Below are 17,420 nucleotides of genomic sequence, written 5' to 3' on the forward strand. Positions count from 1 at the left end.
GATCACCAGAATTGAATCACTGAGCTAAAAATAATCGCGTGTTTGATATATCAAACAAAATGTAAATTATTGCGCTTTTCTGGCTAGTGTTTCGTTTTATGAAGGTGTAGGATGTGATGGCTGTTTAAAATAATGAACATTAGAATTCAAGGGAACAACATGTCTGCCATAGCTCACGCTGGATCATATTATGCGGCATCGGCCAACGATAAGGTTGAACGTCCGCGTCTACAGGAATCGATTGAAGCCGATGTTTGTGTGATTGGCGCAGGTTATACAGGCCTTTCTGCCGCGCTGCATTTATTAGAATCGGGCATGAGTGTGGTGGTGTTAGAAGCCGCTCGCATTGGCTGGGGCGCCTCGGGCCGTAATGGCGGACAAATCGTTAATAGTTATAGCCGTGACATTGATACTATTGAAAAAACAGTTGGTAAAGAACAAGGTAAACTCTTTGGCCAAATGGCCTTTGAGGGCGGGCAAATCATCCGCGATCGTATTGCTAAGTATAATATTCAATGCGATCTAAAAGATGGCGGCGTGTTTGCCGCGATGAACGAAAAACAAATGGGCCATCTACGCCATCAAAAACAACTGTGGGAAAGCCACGGCCATGTTAATCAGCTCGAACTTCTCGATGCTAAAGGTATTCGCGGTGTGGTAAATACTGAGCGTTATGTCGGTGGTCTACTCGATAAAAGTGGTGGCCATATTCACCCGCTTAATTTAGCCCTAGGCGAAGCGCGCGCGGTTGAATCCCTCGGCGGTAAAATTTTTGAAGACTCAGCGGTGTTGAGTGTCGATGAGGGCGATAGCCCGGTTGTGCATACGGCGCAGGGCAGTGTAAAAACCAAGTTTGTGGTCGTGGCGGGTAATGCCTATTTAGGTAAGTTAATGCCAGAGCTGCAGGCAAAATCTATGCCCTGCGGCACGCAAGTGATTACCACAGAGCCTTTGAGTGCCGATCTGGCTGCGAGCTTATTACCACAGGATTACTGCGTCGAAGATTGTAACTATCTGCTCGATTATTTCCGTCTGTCTGGCGACAAGCGGATGATTTACGGCGGTGGCGTAGTGTATGGTGCCCGCGATCCGGCGGACATTAAATCGATCATTATTCCGAATATGCTCAAAACCTTCCCGCAATTAAAGGATGTGAAGATCGATTATGCGTGGACAGGTAACTTCCTCCTGACGCTGTCGCGCCTGCCACAGGTCGGTCGTATTGGTAAGAACATCTATTATTCACAGGGGTGTAGTGGTCACGGTGTCACTTATACCCATCTGGCGGGCAAGTTACTGGCCGAAATGCTCAACGGCCAAGCCACGCGCTTCGATGCCTTTGCTGAATTGCCACATTATCCTTTCCCCGGCGGTCACGCACTTCGCGTCCCTTTTAGTGCTATCGGAGCTTGGTATTACACGTTAAGAGACAAACTAGGTCTTTAACATCATCACTTTTAAGAAGCTAGGTAGCTTCATAATACGAGGAAATCCTTGTGCAATTAAATGATCCGAGTTTGCTACATCAACAGTCTTTTATTAATGGTCAATGGTGTGATGCCGTTTCTGGTGACACGCTAAAGGTGGTTAATCCCGCAACCAATGCCGTGATTGGCTACGTTCCTAATATGGGACAAGTTGAAACTGAAATGGCGATTAAGGCGGCAGAAGCGGCTTTACCTGCATGGCGAGCGCTCACAGCCAAAGAGCGCGGCGCTAAGTTAAGGCGTTGGTTTGAATTACTCAATGAAAACAGTGATGACTTAGCATTGCTCATGACGACTGAGCAGGGTAAACCGCTGGCAGAAGCGAAAGGTGAAGTAACCTATGCCGCTTCGTTTATCGAGTGGTTTGCCGAAGAAGCGAAACGTATTTATGGCGATACCATTCCTGGGCATCAAGGGGATAAGCGCTTGATAGTAATTAAGCAGCCTGTCGGTGTAACCGCCGCGATTACGCCGTGGAACTTTCCTGCCGCGATGATCACCCGCAAAGCCGCTCCAGCGTTAGCTGCGGGTTGCACTATGGTGGTAAAACCTGCGCACCAAACCCCCTTTACCGCATTAGCGATGGCTGAACTCGCTAAGCGTGCCGGTATTCCTGCGGGCGTATTTAGTGTTCTAACGGGTGATGCGGTGCAGATTGGTAATGAAATGTGTGCTAATCCCATAGTGCGTAAATTATCCTTCACGGGCTCAACCAATATCGGTATTAAATTAATGGCGCAATGCGCGCCTACCTTAAAAAAATTGTCGCTAGAGCTTGGCGGCAATGCACCATTTATCGTATTTAACGATGCCAATATCGATGCCGCTGTCGAAGGCGCCATGATAGCTAAATATCGTAATGCCGGCCAAACCTGCGTCTGTGCTAACCGTATTTATGTACAAGACGGCGTATACGATGAATTCGCCTTAAAACTCAGCACTGCTGTGGGCAAGCTTAAGGTTGGAGAGGGCATCAAGGAAGGTGTGACTACTGGCCCGTTGATCAATGCTGCCGCAGTCGAGAAAGTACAAAGTCACCTTATCGATGCCATCGCCAAAGGCGCCTCTGTGCTCGCAGGCGGCAAAGTCCACGATCTTGGCGGTAATTTCTTCGAGCCAACCGTGCTCACCAATGTCGATAAAAGCATGCTTGTTGCCCGTGAAGAAACTTTTGGTCCACTCGCGCCGCTGTTTAAATTCAGCGATGTCGACGATGTGATCAAACAAGCTAATGATACTGAATTTGGCCTCGCCGCCTATTTCTATGGTCGCGATATTTCATTGGTGTGGAAAGTCGCCGAAGCCTTGGAATATGGCATGGTTGGGGTCAACACTGGCTTGATTTCGACGGAAGTCGCGCCCTTTGGTGGGATGAAATCTTCAGGGCTTGGCCGTGAAGGCTCTAAGTTCGGTATCGAAGAATATCTAGAAATTAAATATATCTGTATGTCCGTTTAATACGGCCCGATTTGGCGAGTGAGGAAGACTAAATGACAACAACCAATGATTCATTGATGGCACGTCGCCAAGCCGCAGTTGCGGGTGGTGTCGGGCAAATTCACCCTATTTTTACCGCCCGCGCCGAAAATGCGACTGTGTGGGATGTTGAAGGTCGCGAGTTTATCGATTTTGCGGGCGGCATTGCCGTGCTCAATACGGGCCACCTTCATCCTAAAGTGAAGGCGGCGGTTGCGGCTCAGCTGGATAACTTTTCCCATACCTGTTTTATGGTGCTCGGCTACGAGAGCTATATTCAAGTATGTGAAAAGCTCAATCAACTGGTTCCTGGGGATTTTGCCAAGAAGACGGCACTATTCACTAGTGGTTCAGAAGCGGTTGAAAACGCAGTTAAAGTGGCGCGTGCCTATACCAAACGTGCTGGCGTGATTGCGTTTACCTCGGGCTACCATGGTCGCACTATTGCGGCTTTGGCATTGACCGGAAAAGTCGCGCCTTACAGTAAAGGTATGGGGCTGATGTCGGCGAATGTGTTCCGCGCTGAGTTCCCGTGCGAAATGCATGGCGTGTCCGATGATGATGCTATGGCCTCGATTGAACGTATCTTTAAAAATGATGCCGAGCCGAGTGATATCGCCGCCATTATTTTAGAGCCAGTGCAGGGCGAGGGCGGTTTCTACGCCGCATCGCCCGCCTTTATGCAACGTTTACGCGCACTATGCGACCGTGAAGGCATTATGCTGATCGCCGATGAAGTGCAAACAGGCGCGGGCCGTACTGGCACTTTCTTCGCTATGGAGCAAATGGGGGTTGCTGCAGATATCACGACCTTTGCTAAATCTATCGCGGGTGGGTTCCCACTTTCTGGCATTACTGGCCGCGCCCAAGTCATGGACGCAGTGGGTCCCGGTGGTCTTGGCGGTACTTATGGTGGTAATCCGTTAGCGTGCGCTGCTGCGCTTGCTGTCATTGAAGTGTTTGAAGAAGAAAAGTTGCTAGAAAGGGCAAATGCCATTGGTGAGCGAATTAAGTCTGCCCTGAATGTAATGCAGGTCGAACATGCGCAAATCGCCGATGTGCGTGGTTTAGGCGCGATGATCGCCATCGAATTGATGGAAGAGGGTAAACCTGCGCCGCACTATTGCGCGCAAGTGTTGAGCGATGCCCGTGACCGTGGATTGATTTTATTATCCTGCGGTACCTACGGTAATGTGCTGCGTATTTTGGTGCCATTAACGGCGCCGGATGCACAAATTGATGCAGGCCTTGGTATTCTTAGCGCCAGCTTTAATGCCGTACTGAAAAGCTAATATCGCTTTGATATAAAACGATTTAGATGACAGTTTTGCCCAATAAAAATCCCGCTTCGGCGGGATTTTTATTGGGGCGATTGTTTTGGAATTGGCTGTTTTTACTGCCAGTGACTTTCAGCACTCATCAGTTAAATGAATCGCTATTTTTTAATCTCCATTAGGATCTGCAGCGCTTTTTTGCGTTTATCAAGGTCATACAAGTCGTTGGTAAAAATAAACTCATTCACGCCGAGTTCTTTTACGATCATTTCCAAGCGATGCTTAATCGTCGCTGGGCCACCAGTAACTGATAAACCTAAGAAATTATCGACATAGGTTTCTTCTTGCGCACTCCATAAGCCATCCATAGTATCAACCGGTGGCTTTAGCCATAACTCGTGACCACGGATAAGTGCCAGCACGCGCTGTTTTGAGGTCGTGCCCAAATATTGGGCCTCTTCATCTGTATCGGCGGCAACTAATGGCAAGCCGAGCATCACATAGGGCTTATCAAGCACTTGAGAAGGTTTAAAGTCGCGGCGATAGATTTCAATCGCATCGTAGAGAAAACGTGGTGCAAAGTGGCCCGCAAACACATAGGGTAAACCGCGCTGCGCCGCTAACTGCGCGCTAAAGAGACTCGAGCCCAATAACCAAATCGGCACATTAGTGCCTTCTCCGGGAATAGCTCGCACCGCATGGCGACCATTGTAAGGGCCAAGTAGAGTTTGTAATTCACTGACTTCTTCAGGGAATTGTTCGGCGCGACTGGTATCACGGTTCAGTGCTCGGCTGGTAATTTGATCGCTGCCGGGCGCGCGGCCTAGTCCTAAATCGATTCGACCAGGATATAAGCTTTCAAGGGTACCGAACTGTTCGGCGACCACTAAAGGCGCATGGTTTGGCAGCATAATCCCACCCGCGCCGACGCGAATACGCTGAGTATTGCCAGCAATATAGCCAATTAATACCGAGGTCGCCGCGCTGGCGATACCGGGCATATTGTGGTGTTCGGCAAACCAAAAACGATTAAAGCCGAGTCTGTCGGCTTCCTTGGCATACTGCAAACTGTTTTGAAGCGTTTCGCCCACTGTTGAGCCTTGGCGCATGGGCGCGAGTTCCAATAGCGAGAAGGGAATATCGGCCAATATTGATGTCGGTTGTGACATAGTGTCTCCAAGTGGCAGCCGTTTTTGCTAGCGACAACAAGAGGCGCTAACTGTGTTAGGCGTATTGTTTGTTGCATTGCTAGGCTCATTGCTAAGAAAAAGCGTTAACGGCTCAGTCTTGATGAATAAAAGGTATTCAGTGTTATTGATATGGGGTTAACGACACGGCTTATCAAGCTTTAATGGATAACACTTTCCCCTTCATTATTTCAATGTGAGTCTGCACTTGAGCATCGCCATGCAACTGAGTGTGTACTCGCTTTGTAACAAATTGAGGGGCTGAAGTCATCCGCGTGTGAGGGCCGATAATGTGGAACTGAAGTTCTTATTCTCAGCAACTCAGCGCTAAGCCAGTCACAGTAGGATTGCATGACTTTCGCTAAAGCTCATTTGGTTATGAGTAGCAATATAAGGGTATAAACGATGTTGAATGAAGTGATAAAAAACTGCCGATAGCAGGGCTATCGGCAGTTAATGTTATGCAATAGAAAAATCGCTATTGTCAGTCGAGCATTACTGCTCGGCTTTCACATCCCGTAGCGATGCTGCAGCACTTTCATTAATATCATGATCAGCCGCATTGTTATGTGAATGGTGAGTCTCAGTCAGGCGACGCATCAGAGGTAATACCGCAAGTGCAATAAAGGTACAGACCACAGCGGCTATACCTAGTTTATTAAACAGACTTGTGTATACGGGTAAGGTTTGCAGTGGGTCGACTAAATCCTTGGGTACACTGGCGAAGTTAGCAACCACACCGCCCAGATACTGTGAAATACCTGATGCGACGAAATAGGCACCCATCATAAAGCCGCCCATGCGTGCAGGTACGTAGCGAGCAATCATGGCAAGTCCAAGACCACTCACCAGCAATTCCCCTAAAGAGTAAGAGGCATAGCCCCAGATCATGATCCATGAAGAGGTTTTACCATTGACGGCAAATTGGCCTGCAAAGCCATAGATAAAGAAGCCAATAGCCACAACGGCAAAACCGAGAGCAAACTTCGCCGCGATAGAAAAGTCTTTATCATTGCGTCCAGCCCACGAATAGCTCCATGCGAGTACTGGACTTAATACCATAATCCATAATGGATTTAATGCTTGGAACTGGGCAGGTGACCAAGTCCACAAGTGGGTACCAAAAACTTGAAAATCCCAATCCACGTTACGCAGGGCAAACAGCGCGAGTGACGTTGACATTTGTTGATAGAAAATAAAGAAGAACACGGTTTGCACCGTAAGGATCAGCGCTGCAATCAGTCCTGCTCTTTCACTGGTTTCGCTGGTGCGGATCAAGTGGAAGAAGATTGCCAATACGGCTACGCCTGCTGCATAAACGAAGACGCGCGCGACAGCTTCATATTCAAGAATAATGGCTGAAGCGACAACCGACAATGCGGATAGACCCAATACAATCGCGAGGTTTTTCTTGTTCACTGGGCGAGTATCAGGCTCAGAACCGTAATGGACTAGACTTTTACGCATGAGTGCATAGTTACCTAACCCCACCAATATACCGACACAGCACACGGCAAAGGCTGCGTGCCAGCCAAATTCGTTGCCATATTGGGCGTTAACGTAATCTTTAATCCAAGGCGTGAGCAACATAGAGAAGGTCGAACCCACGTTTACTGCCATGTAATAGATGGTAAAAGCACTGTCGATTTTAGAATCGTCACCTTCATAGATTTTACGGACTAAGTTACCCGCATTCGGCTTGAATAGGCCGTTACCGACCACAATCACGCCGAGCGCTGAAAACATAAACCACGTATTTTCAGTGGGTACGGCCATTAGCGCATAACCCAGAGAGAGGATCCCCGCACCGAGCAGCATAGTGCGTTTGGTGCCGAGGATTTTATCCCCAACCCAGCCACCAATTGCCGGTGATACATAAATAAGTGCCGCACAGGCACTCCATACTAAGTTTGCACGTGAGTCATCAAAGCCAAGGCGCTGCACCATAAAGTACACAATCAGCGCTTGCATGCCGTAATAACCAAAGCGTTCCCATAATTCGATAAGAGACACAGTCATAAATGAATGTGTTTTACTTACCGGAGCAGTCCCAATAGTCATATCGCTTGCTTCCAACATTGTTGTTTTAATATTTGAGCTCAAAAGTATAAGGCGATAACCAATTCAAACCAATGGCAGACATAGGCAAAAACAGACTTTGTTACAAATGACCTTATCAATTTTAAGGTGGATTTAAGCGGAGACAGTTCTATCCAAGTTTTTCTGCTGCGGATAAATCAAGGAACATTCGCAGTACGATCGGATAAGCAGATAATGGCATGTGCGGGTATGCGCTATGGTGTATTTAAATACATTGAGGTTGATTGCTGTTTGCCCAGCAGGCATAGTGCGCTTGGAAATTCTAATGTAGATAACTTTAAAACGAAAAGTTCTACTTAGCAGCGTCTCTACAGTTGTAGATATGCATCAGGTTGTTAATGCACCGCTTTGCGTTAAATATATTTAAACGGAGTATATGAATGTTACGAATTGGTATCGATCTTGGTGGCACAAAAATCGAGGTAGTCGCATTAGATAGCGATGGTAACGAAGTCTTTCGTAAACGCATCCCGACACCGAGAGAATATGTTGCGACAGTCAATGCTTTGGTTGCATTGGTAACTGAAGTCGAAGACAGCCTGCAGCAAACCGCCACTATCGGAATAGGTATTCCTGGGGTTGTTTCTCCTTTTACTGGTCTAGTAAAAAATGCTAATTCAACTTGGATCAATGGTCATCCACTCGATGTGGATCTGGGGGCTCGATTAAATCGTAAAGTAAAAATTGCTAATGATGCGAACTGTTTTGCCGTATCAGAAGCGGTAGATGGCGCTGCCGCAGGAAAGTCCGTTGTATTTGGTGCCATTATTGGAACGGGATGTGGTGCTGGTATCGCAATTAAAGGCCAAGTACATGATGGTGGCAATGGTATTGGTGGTGAGTGGGGCCATAATCCTTTACCGTGGATGAAAGCCGATGAATTTAATACCACGACGTGTTTTTGTGGTAATAGAGACTGTATCGAAACGTTTATATCTGGAACAGGCTTTGTTCGCGACTTTCGCGCTGCGGGCGGTGTTGCTGACAGCGGTATTGAAATTGCCCAAATGATGCAAGCGGGAGATCCGCTGGCAACTCAAGCATTTAACCGCTTTATTGATCGTTTAGCCCGTTCATTGGCCCATGTGATCAATATGATGGATCCTGATGTTATCGTCCTTGGCGGCGGCGTGTCTAACATCGATGCTATTTATACCGAATTACCGAAAATTTTGCCGCTCTATGTGGTTGGCCGAGAGTGCCACACACCCGTTGTTAAAAATTATTATGGTGCTTCATCTGGGGTGCGTGGCGCCGCTTGGTTGTGGGGACGCTAATCCTAGACTCAATCAAGTATAGTGTTTGATATTAAAGGCTGAATTCATTTATTTGAATTTGGCCTTTTTTTGATTTAGTCATTCAAAAGTTTTACATTCCATTGACAACTCTTTATCTTAAGTGCTGGTAATTCTTACCCTAAGTGCTATTTTTAATGCTGTATAGAAAGTATAAAAATAAAGTAGATCAAAATAATTACGCTATTGTCGTTCTCTTGGGAGTTTACTAGATGAAGCATTTGTCCATCAGTACTAAGTTGTTGTGGATTACATCAGCATTATTTTTATCGATAGTGGCTATTTTATCTATCAGTTTATGGTGGACACTGTCGGCTCAAAACGCGCAATTATCGGATCAAGTTCAAAATACCCTACAAACTGAAACGCGGGATAAACTCGAAGCCCGCGCCGGTGAATATGGCGAAATGGTCGCTGGATTTATTAACGAAGCCTATCGTATTCCTTACTCTTTTGCCGGTATGGTGGAGAGTACGGCAGAAGAACTTCCCTTAAAGCGTGATCGTTTAGAACTCACTGTGGCGGCTGTGCTTAAGAAGAATGCGCAAGTTTCCTCCATGTATGCCCAGTTTGAACCTAATGGTTATGATGGGCTCGATACTGAGTTTCTGAATATTAATTCCAGCCACAGTGTAACGACATCAGGTGCCCTAGAGGTTTACTATACCCGTGATGACAATGGCACTGTTGCACATCAACAGGTTGAAGATTCGTCAGAAAAATACCTTACTAGCCTAAATGAATTTGGGATCCGTGATGCAGAATGGTATTTATGCGGTAAAGAAACCTTAAAGCCCTGTCTAATGGAGCCGTATTTATACGAAATCACTCCCGGTAACAAAGCATTAATGACCTCGCTAACTGTTCCAGTGCTTAAGCATAAACAGTTTATCGGTGTGGTCGGTGTTGATTTAAACTTACCCGTCTTTCAAACTCTTATCGATAAGTTATCTAAGAGCCTCTACGATGGGCAAGCGAAAGTAACTTTATTGAGTACCCGCGGTTTAGTGGTTGCAGCAAGTCATTACAGTAAAAAGGCACGCCCTTTAGCTGAGTCAATAAATCCAGCTATTGCTTCACAAATTATCTCGTTACACAAGAACTCGGGTTACATGGTTAACGATGATGAAATTATTGTTGCCTACCCAATTAAGATCCCTTTAGCGAATGCCGAGTGGTCCTTAGTGATCCAAGTGCCGACTGCGCAGGCGTACAAGAGTTCGATTGTGTTGAATAATGATATGGATGAAATGGCAACTTCCTTGGGAAGTTTGTTGCTCATGGTCGGTGTTGTCGTGTCGATTGCTGCTGTGATTACGATTAGCCTAGTGATCCGTAGCATTATTTCACCCTTAAAGATGATCCAAGGCCGTGTAGAACACCTGGCAAGCGCTGATGGCGATTTAACGCAATCGATAGAAGTGGACTCCCATGCAGAGTTGATTGCGTTAGCAAAAGGTTTCAACTCCTTTATTTATAAACTGAAAAACTTGATTGCCGAACTTAAAACCCTCGCGAGTCGTTCTCAGGAAGAAAGCCAAGCCTCAGCGAAAATTGCCCAGCTCACGCGTGATAGTGTCAATCGTCAATATGGTGAAATTGAGAGTGTGGTAACGGCCGTAAACCAAATGAGTGCCACCGCACTTGAGGTTGCTAAGGCGTCTGAGCAAACCGCTGCAGAAACAGAAGCTATGTCACGCAACATTCGTCACAGTGAAGAAAGTCTGACTAAGGCGATGGGCTTTGTGGCGACTATGTCTAAAGAGTCAATGGAAGCTAAGCTGGCCGTGAGTAAAGTCGCTGACAGCAGTATGAATATTAGTCGTATTCTTGAGGTGATCAGTTCCATTGCCGCACAAACAAACCTGCTGGCATTAAATGCGGCGATTGAAGCGGCGAGGGCGGGTGAACAAGGACGGGGTTTTGCAGTGGTGGCTGACGAAGTCCGTGCGCTGGCATCTAAGACTCAAAGCTCGACGAATGATATTAGTACTCTTATCGATGCACTGCAAAAAGAAGTTCAAAGTGCTTCTGGCATCATAGATAAAGGCGCTGAACGGGCACAAATGGCCGTATCTCAAACTGAGCAAGCGCTGAACTCATTGAACTCTATGGTGAGTCAGATTGAAGAAATTTCGGGCCAAGTGACCCATATCGCGGCAGCAGCAGAAGAGCAGAGCGCGGTGACTGAAGAGGTTAATCGCAATATTACAGGCATTTCTGATTCGGCTTCTGAACTTGCGCGTCTTGCGGGTGAAGCACAGCAAAGCAGTGTAGTTTTAGCAAACTTAGTGAAGCAGCAACATGAGCAGTTAGGCAAGTTAAAAACCTAGCACTCAGATATTTGTGGAATTAGCTCATTGATTTTAAATAGGCTCTTTGATTGTGTAGCTGCTTAACACTTATCAAAGAGCCTATTTTTATGGATATTTAAATAACATCGAATAGGCTAAAAATTTAAAACAGTTCAGCGAGGGGAATGTGTAAATACACGGATATTGTGTGATAAATAGCGGAGATCAGTTTTTAGATACGAAAAAGCCCATTGAATCAATGGGCTTTTTCGTTGAATCGGGTGGTGGCCCCTCACGGACTTGAACCGTGGACCTAACGATTATGAGTCGTGTGCTCTAACCAACTGAGCTAAGGGGCCGACTTAAGGTAATCGTCATTACCTGAAGCGGGAGGAAGTATACTAAGCTTACTTACGCTTGTCACCCGTGTTTTGGCTGGAAATTCACGCAACTGATTCAATTGGTTATCTGTTAATCAACTTAAATGCCCTCGTCGCCTAAATTTAAGGCTTCGATGCTGTGCTTGTGCATAAATTGAGGTGATAAAGACAATAAAAAGCCCTGCATGGGCAGGGCTTCAAATCTTACTTAGATTACTTTAGGCTTTTAACAGCCTATTCATCTAGGAACGATTTTAAGATTTCTGAGCGTGAAGGGTGACGCAGTTTGCGCAGTGCCTTAGCTTCAATCTGACGAATACGTTCACGGGTCACGTCGAACTGTTTACCCACTTCTTCAAGTGTGTGGTCAGTGTTCATATCGATACCAAAACGCATACGCAGCACTTTCGCTTCACGGGCGGTTAGACCTGCTAAAACTTCGTGAGTGGCGTTTTTCAAGCTTTCGCTGGTCGCTGAATCCAGTGGTAATTCGAGGGTTGTATCCTCGATAAAATCACCTAAATGCGAATCTTCATCGTCACCGATTGGGGTTTCCATGGAGATAGGTTCTTTAGCTATTTTCAGTACCTTACGGATCTTATCTTCCGGCATCATCATACGCTCAGCCAGTTCTTCAGGTGAAGGCTCGCGGCCCATTTCCTGTAGCATTTGGCGAGAGATACGGTTCAGCTTGTTGATTGTTTCGATCATATGTACTGGAATACGAATCGTGCGCGCTTGGTCGGCAATAGAGCGAGTAATCGCCTGACGGATCCACCAAGTTGCATAGGTCGAAAATTTGTAACCACGACGGTATTCGAATTTATCTACGGCTTTCATTAAGCCAATGTTACCTTCTTGGATTAAGTCCAAGAATTGCAGACCACGGTTGGTGTATTTCTTCGCGATAGAAATTACCAGACGTAAGTTGGCTTCAACCATTTCTTTCTTCGCACGGCGAGCTTTGGCTTCACCGATTGACATACGACGGTTGATGTCTTTTATGGCAGAAATCGCTAAGCCGGTTTCTTCTTCAACTGCTGCAAGCTTGGTACGACAACGAATGACGTCATCTTCAACCATTCTTAGGCCTTCGGCATAAGGTTTCGTTGAGGCTTTCTCTGTGTTGAACCAATCAAGGTTGGTTTCGTTGCCAGTGAAGAATTTGACGAAGTTTTTCTTCGGCATTTTGGCTTGTTCAACGCACAGTTTTAACACTAAACGTTCTTGAACACGCACGCGGTCCATCATAGTGCGCATGCTTTTGACTAAACGGTCAAACTGCTTAGGTACTAAGCGGAATTCTTTGAAGATTTCGCCGATTTCGAAGAGGGCTTTTACCGATTCAGGGTGTTCACGGCCCTTAGCTTCGATAATTTTCAGTGCGCTTTCGTAAGCGGCTCTGAGTTGACCGAATCTTTCACGAGCTTCTTCAGGATCAGGCCCTTTGTTGCCTTCTTCTTCATCTTCGCTGTCATCGTCATCCTCTTCGTCATCTTCATCGTCCAGCTCTTCTTCAGATAATTCTGAGCCGATGTGAGTGGCGGTCGGGGCGACGTCATCTTCGTCCGGGTTTACAAATCCAGAGATAATATCAGATAAGCGCAGTTCGTCGGCTTCAAATTGGTCGAATTGCTCAAGGATCATAGCGATCGCTTGTGGATATTCGGCGACTGAACTTTGAACTGTGTTGATGCCTTCTTCGATGCGTTTGGCGATAACAATTTCGCCTTCGCGGGTCAGAAGCTCAACGGTACCCATTTCACGCATGTACATGCGCACGGGATCGGTTGTGCGGCCAAGTTCGCTTTCCACTGTTGCCAGTGCTGCGGCGGCTTCTTCTGCTGCATCTTCGTCTGTGTTGTCTTCCGACATCATCATGTCATCGGCATCTGGGGCTTCTTCGAACACCCGGATACCCATGTCATTTATCATCTGGATAATATCTTCGATCTGGTCAGAATCGACCATGTCTGCAGGTAAGTGATCGTTCACTTCTGCATAGGTTAAGTAACCTTGCTCTTTACCTTTGGCAAGCAACAGCTTAAGTTGCGACTGCGGAGTATGATCCATAGATATCATCCAAGTTGGGAAACTGTTACAACGACGGACACTTAGCATAAGCCAAGTGCCGCGCAAATCGTCAATTATAGCCGTGTGCACATATCTGTGCTAGTCACTGGGGTAGCGAATGAGGACATTTTTGCCTCAGTTTAACCCTTTCATGACTGAGATCAGCTTCGAGAGCTGCATCTTCTCTTCTTTTGTATGAGTCTGTTTTAGACTCAATTCCTGATATCGTTGTTCAATATATTGATTGTTCAGCCAAACCAGGGTTTGTTTAAACTTTTCGAGCAAGTTTTCATCCGCCACTTGATGGTCCCATTGGGCCAATTTATGGAGAGTGCCGCTGTAGGGGTGCTCTCGGAATTGTTCAAGTAGTTGTGCGCTGTTTAACGTTTGCTCTCGAGTCATCTCCAATAACAGTGGCAGCAATTCTATGCCTGGCATCTGCAAGTGGGCGAGTGCGGGTTGTGGGGGTAAACCCATACCCAGTTTAGGATGTTGTACTAACAGTGCGATGGCGAGTCGCAATGGTGTACCGCGTCCTTTTAATCCTTTACTTGCCATTGGTTTAGCTTGTTTCACGCTAAAGCCTAGCTTCTTTTTCATATCTTCTGAGCTGTTCATTCCTAACTTGTGAGCTAAGTTCTCAAGCAGTAAATTTTGCAGCACAGTGTCTTGAATTTTTTCAATTAAGATAAAAGCTTGTTTCGCTAAGTTGCCTTTATCTGTACCGTATTTTGTCGCTAACGTGTCAAATAGAAACTCGGGTAGTGCAATGGCAGAGTCCATTAAGGTTTCAAATGCATCTTTACCAATTTTACGAACCATAGAATCAGGATCTTCGGCCTGAGGCAGGAACATAAATCGCACTTGATCGCCCGGCTTTAATAATGGCAATGCCGTTTCTAAGGCGCGCCATGCCGCTTCAGTACCTGCTCTGTCGCCGTCGTAACAGCAAATCACTTCTTTAGCGCTGCGCAGCAAAAGCTGAAATTGCTCTGCTGTGGTCGAGGTGCCTAATGATGCGACAGCATAATCGACGCCAAATTGCGCCAATGCCACCACATCCATATAGCCTTCAACGATCAGTACTTTGTCTGGATCGCGATAGCGTTGCTTTAGTTCATAGAGACCATAAAGCTCATTGCCCTTATGAAATATGGGCGTTTCTGGAGAATTCAAGTATTTGGGTGTGCCATCACCTAAAACTCTGCCACCAAAACCAATGACTCGTCCGCGCCTGTCGCGGATAGGAAACATGAGGCGGTCACGAAATCTGTCGTAACGTTTCCCACTGTCGTTGCTAATTAACATACCCGCAGTCAGTAACTTATCCTGCGCATCTTGATTCTGACGATAGCGGCCCAATAAGCCATCCCAACCGTCTGGCGCAAAGCCAATACCAAAATGTTCTACTACATCATCGGATAAACCGCGATAGGCAAGATAATCGATAACTTTTTGTTTATCTTGGTGTTGTCTAAGTTGGTTTTGAAAGTAAAGGCTCGCTTCTTCCATGAGTTGATATAAGTCACGACTTAAACCTTCATCATGTCGCTTGCCTGTGCCTTGTTCTCTGGGAACCTCTAATCCAAGCTGGCCCGCCAAATCTTCAATTGCATCAATAAAATCGAGTCGGTCATACTCCATCACAAAATCGATGGCGTTGCCGTGAGCACCGCAGCCAAAGCAATGATAGAACTGTTTATCACGGCTGACGGTAAACGAAGGTGATTTTTCGCTATGAAAAGGACAACAGGCCGAGTAGTTCTTACCCGCCTTTTTCAAGGGCACCTTACGATCGATAAGTTCGACTATGTCAGTGCGAGCGATTAGCTCATTGATAAAATCACGAGGTATTGCCATTGAGTGCTTAAAATCCCGCCTTGCGCGAATTTAAACAAACAAGCCGCGCATAGGCACGGCTTGTTCATACAGTGAAACGCTAATTATTGCAATTTAGCACGGATCATAGCGCCGATAGCGCCCATGTCTGCACGTCCTTGCACTTTAGATTTCAATGCTCCCATTACTTTGCCCATATCCGCCATGGCGGATGCACCTACTTCTACAATAGTTGCATCGATGAGCGCCGCGATTTCCGCCTCTGTAAGAGGGGTAGGCAGGAAAGCTTCAATAACTTGAATCTCTGCTGCTTCCACGTCGGCCAACTCGTTACGACCCGCTGCTTCAAATTGAGCAATCGAGTCACGACGTTGTTTCACCATTTTGGTTAAGACCGCTATAACCTGTTCATCAGTCAGAGATTCGCGGGTATCCACTTCAATCTGTTTGATGGCGGCTAATGCCATACGAATAGTGCTCAAGCGCGCCTTCTCTTTGGCGATCATGGCCTGTTTCATATGGTCTTTTAGCTGATCAATTAGGCTCATATGAGATTAATATAAACGTACGCGACGTGCGTTTTCGCGAGAAAGCTTCTTAGCTAAACGTTTAACTGCAGCTGCTTTTGCGCGCTTACGTGCAGTAGTTGGCTTCTCGTAGAATTCACGAGCACGCACGTCGGCTAAAATACCAGCTTTTTCACAAGAGCGCTTGAAACGACGCAGAGCTACGTCGAATGGTTCGTTTTCACGTACTTTAATAATTGGCATACGCCATCACCCCTTAGGTGTAGGTTGTTCTGGTTCAATTGCTCGAACCAAGTCTATTTAAAATGGTGCGGAATTTTATACCGAGACACCTAGGCTTGTAAAGCCCTAAAACTGAGCTCAGTCCTATAGTGGACTCAATATGGCCTGCGCGACTGGAGTAATTGAGCGCTTGCAGGTAGAATTGGCGCCCTTTAGTTAGCAATTGATGAGACACCATGCGGGTTTTAGGTATTGAAACATCCTGTGACGAGACAGGTATCGCCGTCTATGACGATGAACTGGGCTTATTATCTCATACTTTATACAGTCAGGTTAAGTTGCATGCTGACTATGGTGGTGTGGTGCCTGAACTGGCGTCACGTGACCATGTGCGCAAAATTGTGCCGCTTATTCGTCAAGCGCTGAAAGATGCGAATACTGAAATTGCTGATCTCGATGGGATTGCCTATACCAAGGGCCCAGGTTTGATTGGTGCTTTGCTTGTTGGCGCCTGTGTGGGGCGGTCACTGGCGTTTGCTTGGGACAAGCCTGCTATTGGTGTGCATCATATGGAAGGACATCTACTGGCGCCTATGCTTGAAGATGACGCGCCCGAGTTCCCATTTGTGGCCTTATTGGTCTCTGGTGGCCATTCTATGTTGGTTAAAGTCGATGGAATTGGCCGCTATGAAGTATTAGGCGAGTCTGTTGATGATGCTGCGGGTGAAGCGTTTGATAAAACAGCTAAGTTAATGGGGCTGGATTATCCCGGCGGTCCGCGTTTAGCAAAGCTTGCTGCTAAAGGTTTACCTGCAGGGTATAAGTTTCCGCGGCCTATGACCGATAGACCTGGACTCGATTTTAGCTTTTCGGGTCTAAAAACCTTTACCGCTAATACCATTGCTGCCGAACCTGACGATGAACAGACTCGTGCCAATATTGCGCGTGCTTTTGAAGAAGCTGTGGTTGATACGCTAGCGATTAAATGTCGCCGTGCACTGAAGCAAACAGGCTATAACCGCTTAGTGATCGCCGGTGGCGTGAGTGCGAATACGCGCTTAAGAGAAACCTTGGCCGAAATGATGAGCTCGCTTGGTGGACAAGTGTTTTATCCCCGTGGTGAGTTTTGTACCGATAACGGCGCCATGATTGCCTTTGCAGGATTGCAGCGTTTAAAAGCGGGGCAGCACGAAGATTTGGCGGTAAAAGGTCAGCCAAGATGGCCGTTAGATACCTTGCCACCTGTGGCATAAAACGCCTTTGATG

At 46.6% G+C, this 17,420-nt stretch carries 12 protein-coding genes and 1 tRNA gene; 6 read left to right on the top strand and 7 right to left on the bottom strand.

Annotated elements, in window-relative coordinates:
• The first annotated feature begins 159 nt into the window (after positions 1-159).
• Genes L5M37_RS08895 through gabT form a run of 3 tightly spaced genes read left to right on the top strand, consistent with a single transcriptional unit; the run spans position 160 to position 4,255 of the window.
• Positions 160-1,446 carry an NAD(P)/FAD-dependent oxidoreductase gene (locus tag L5M37_RS08895; RefSeq protein WP_263200172.1) on the top strand — a complete coding sequence of 429 codons (1,287 nt, stop codon included), beginning with the start codon at positions 160-162 and terminating at the stop codon, positions 1,444-1,446.
• Positions 1,447-1,496: 50 nt separating this feature from the next.
• Positions 1,497-2,945 carry an NADP-dependent succinate-semialdehyde dehydrogenase gene (gene gabD / locus L5M37_RS08900; RefSeq protein WP_263200173.1) on the top strand — a complete coding sequence of 483 codons (1,449 nt, stop codon included), beginning with the start codon at positions 1,497-1,499 and terminating at the stop codon, positions 2,943-2,945.
• Between the two features lie 32 nt (positions 2,946-2,977).
• Complete coding sequence (gene gabT / locus L5M37_RS08905; protein ID WP_113941280.1) at positions 2,978-4,255, top strand: 4-aminobutyrate--2-oxoglutarate transaminase; 1,278 nt, start codon at positions 2,978-2,980, stop codon at positions 4,253-4,255.
• A gap of 143 nt (positions 4,256-4,398) precedes the next feature.
• Here the strand turns inward: gabT and L5M37_RS08910 are convergent, their stop codons facing one another.
• Together L5M37_RS08910 and L5M37_RS08915 are read right to left on the bottom strand one after the other, a co-directional pair.
• Positions 4,399-5,406, bottom strand: a complete 1,008-nt coding sequence (locus L5M37_RS08910; RefSeq protein WP_263200174.1) for an LLM class flavin-dependent oxidoreductase — start codon at positions 5,404-5,406, stop codon at positions 4,399-4,401.
• A gap of 513 nt (positions 5,407-5,919) precedes the next feature.
• On the bottom strand, positions 5,920-7,485 hold the full coding sequence (locus L5M37_RS08915) for a peptide MFS transporter (protein ID WP_028760874.1): 1,566 nt from the start codon (positions 7,483-7,485) through the stop codon (positions 5,920-5,922).
• Between the two features lie 419 nt (positions 7,486-7,904).
• On the opposite strand from L5M37_RS08915, the gene mak reads away from it, so the two are divergent.
• Positions 7,905-8,801, top strand: a complete 897-nt coding sequence (gene mak / locus L5M37_RS08920; RefSeq protein WP_263200175.1) for a fructokinase — start codon at positions 7,905-7,907, stop codon at positions 8,799-8,801.
• 230 nt (positions 8,802-9,031) lie between these two features.
• On the top strand, positions 9,032-11,152 hold the full coding sequence (locus L5M37_RS08925) for a methyl-accepting chemotaxis protein (protein ID WP_131523064.1): 2,121 nt from the start codon (positions 9,032-9,034) through the stop codon (positions 11,150-11,152).
• A gap of 243 nt (positions 11,153-11,395) precedes the next feature.
• On the opposite strand, the gene L5M37_RS08930 is transcribed toward L5M37_RS08925, so the two are convergent.
• The 5 genes from L5M37_RS08930 to rpsU form a co-directional block, all read right to left on the bottom strand.
• Positions 11,396-11,472 (bottom strand) — tRNA-Ile (locus tag L5M37_RS08930).
• A gap of 255 nt (positions 11,473-11,727) precedes the next feature.
• Positions 11,728-13,566: an RNA polymerase sigma factor RpoD gene (rpoD, locus tag L5M37_RS08935; RefSeq protein ID WP_105249892.1), complete on the bottom strand. Its 1,839-nt coding sequence runs from the start codon at positions 13,564-13,566 to the stop codon at positions 11,728-11,730.
• Positions 13,567-13,701: 135 nt separating this feature from the next.
• Positions 13,702-15,426, bottom strand: coding sequence for a DNA primase (dnaG, locus tag L5M37_RS08940; protein WP_263200176.1), 1,725 nt, complete (start codon positions 15,424-15,426; stop codon positions 13,702-13,704).
• An 83-nt stretch (positions 15,427-15,509) separates the two neighbouring features.
• Complete coding sequence (locus L5M37_RS08945; protein WP_028760869.1) at positions 15,510-15,953, bottom strand: GatB/YqeY domain-containing protein; 444 nt, start codon at positions 15,951-15,953, stop codon at positions 15,510-15,512.
• Positions 15,954-15,959: 6 nt separating this feature from the next.
• Positions 15,960-16,175: a 30S ribosomal protein S21 gene (rpsU, locus tag L5M37_RS08950; protein WP_006080725.1), complete on the bottom strand. Its 216-nt coding sequence runs from the start codon at positions 16,173-16,175 to the stop codon at positions 15,960-15,962.
• A 215-nt stretch (positions 16,176-16,390) separates the two neighbouring features.
• Between rpsU and tsaD the strand changes: the two genes are divergently transcribed.
• A complete protein-coding gene (tsaD, locus tag L5M37_RS08955; RefSeq protein WP_131523062.1) occupies positions 16,391-17,407 on the top strand; it encodes a tRNA (adenosine(37)-N6)-threonylcarbamoyltransferase complex transferase subunit TsaD in 1,017 nt (338 codons plus the stop codon).
• Positions 17,408-17,420 lie beyond the last annotated feature (13 nt).

This window comes from Shewanella sp. SM69 (genome assembly GCF_025653985.1).
GTDB lineage: Bacteria > Pseudomonadota > Gammaproteobacteria > Enterobacterales > Shewanellaceae > Shewanella > Shewanella oncorhynchi.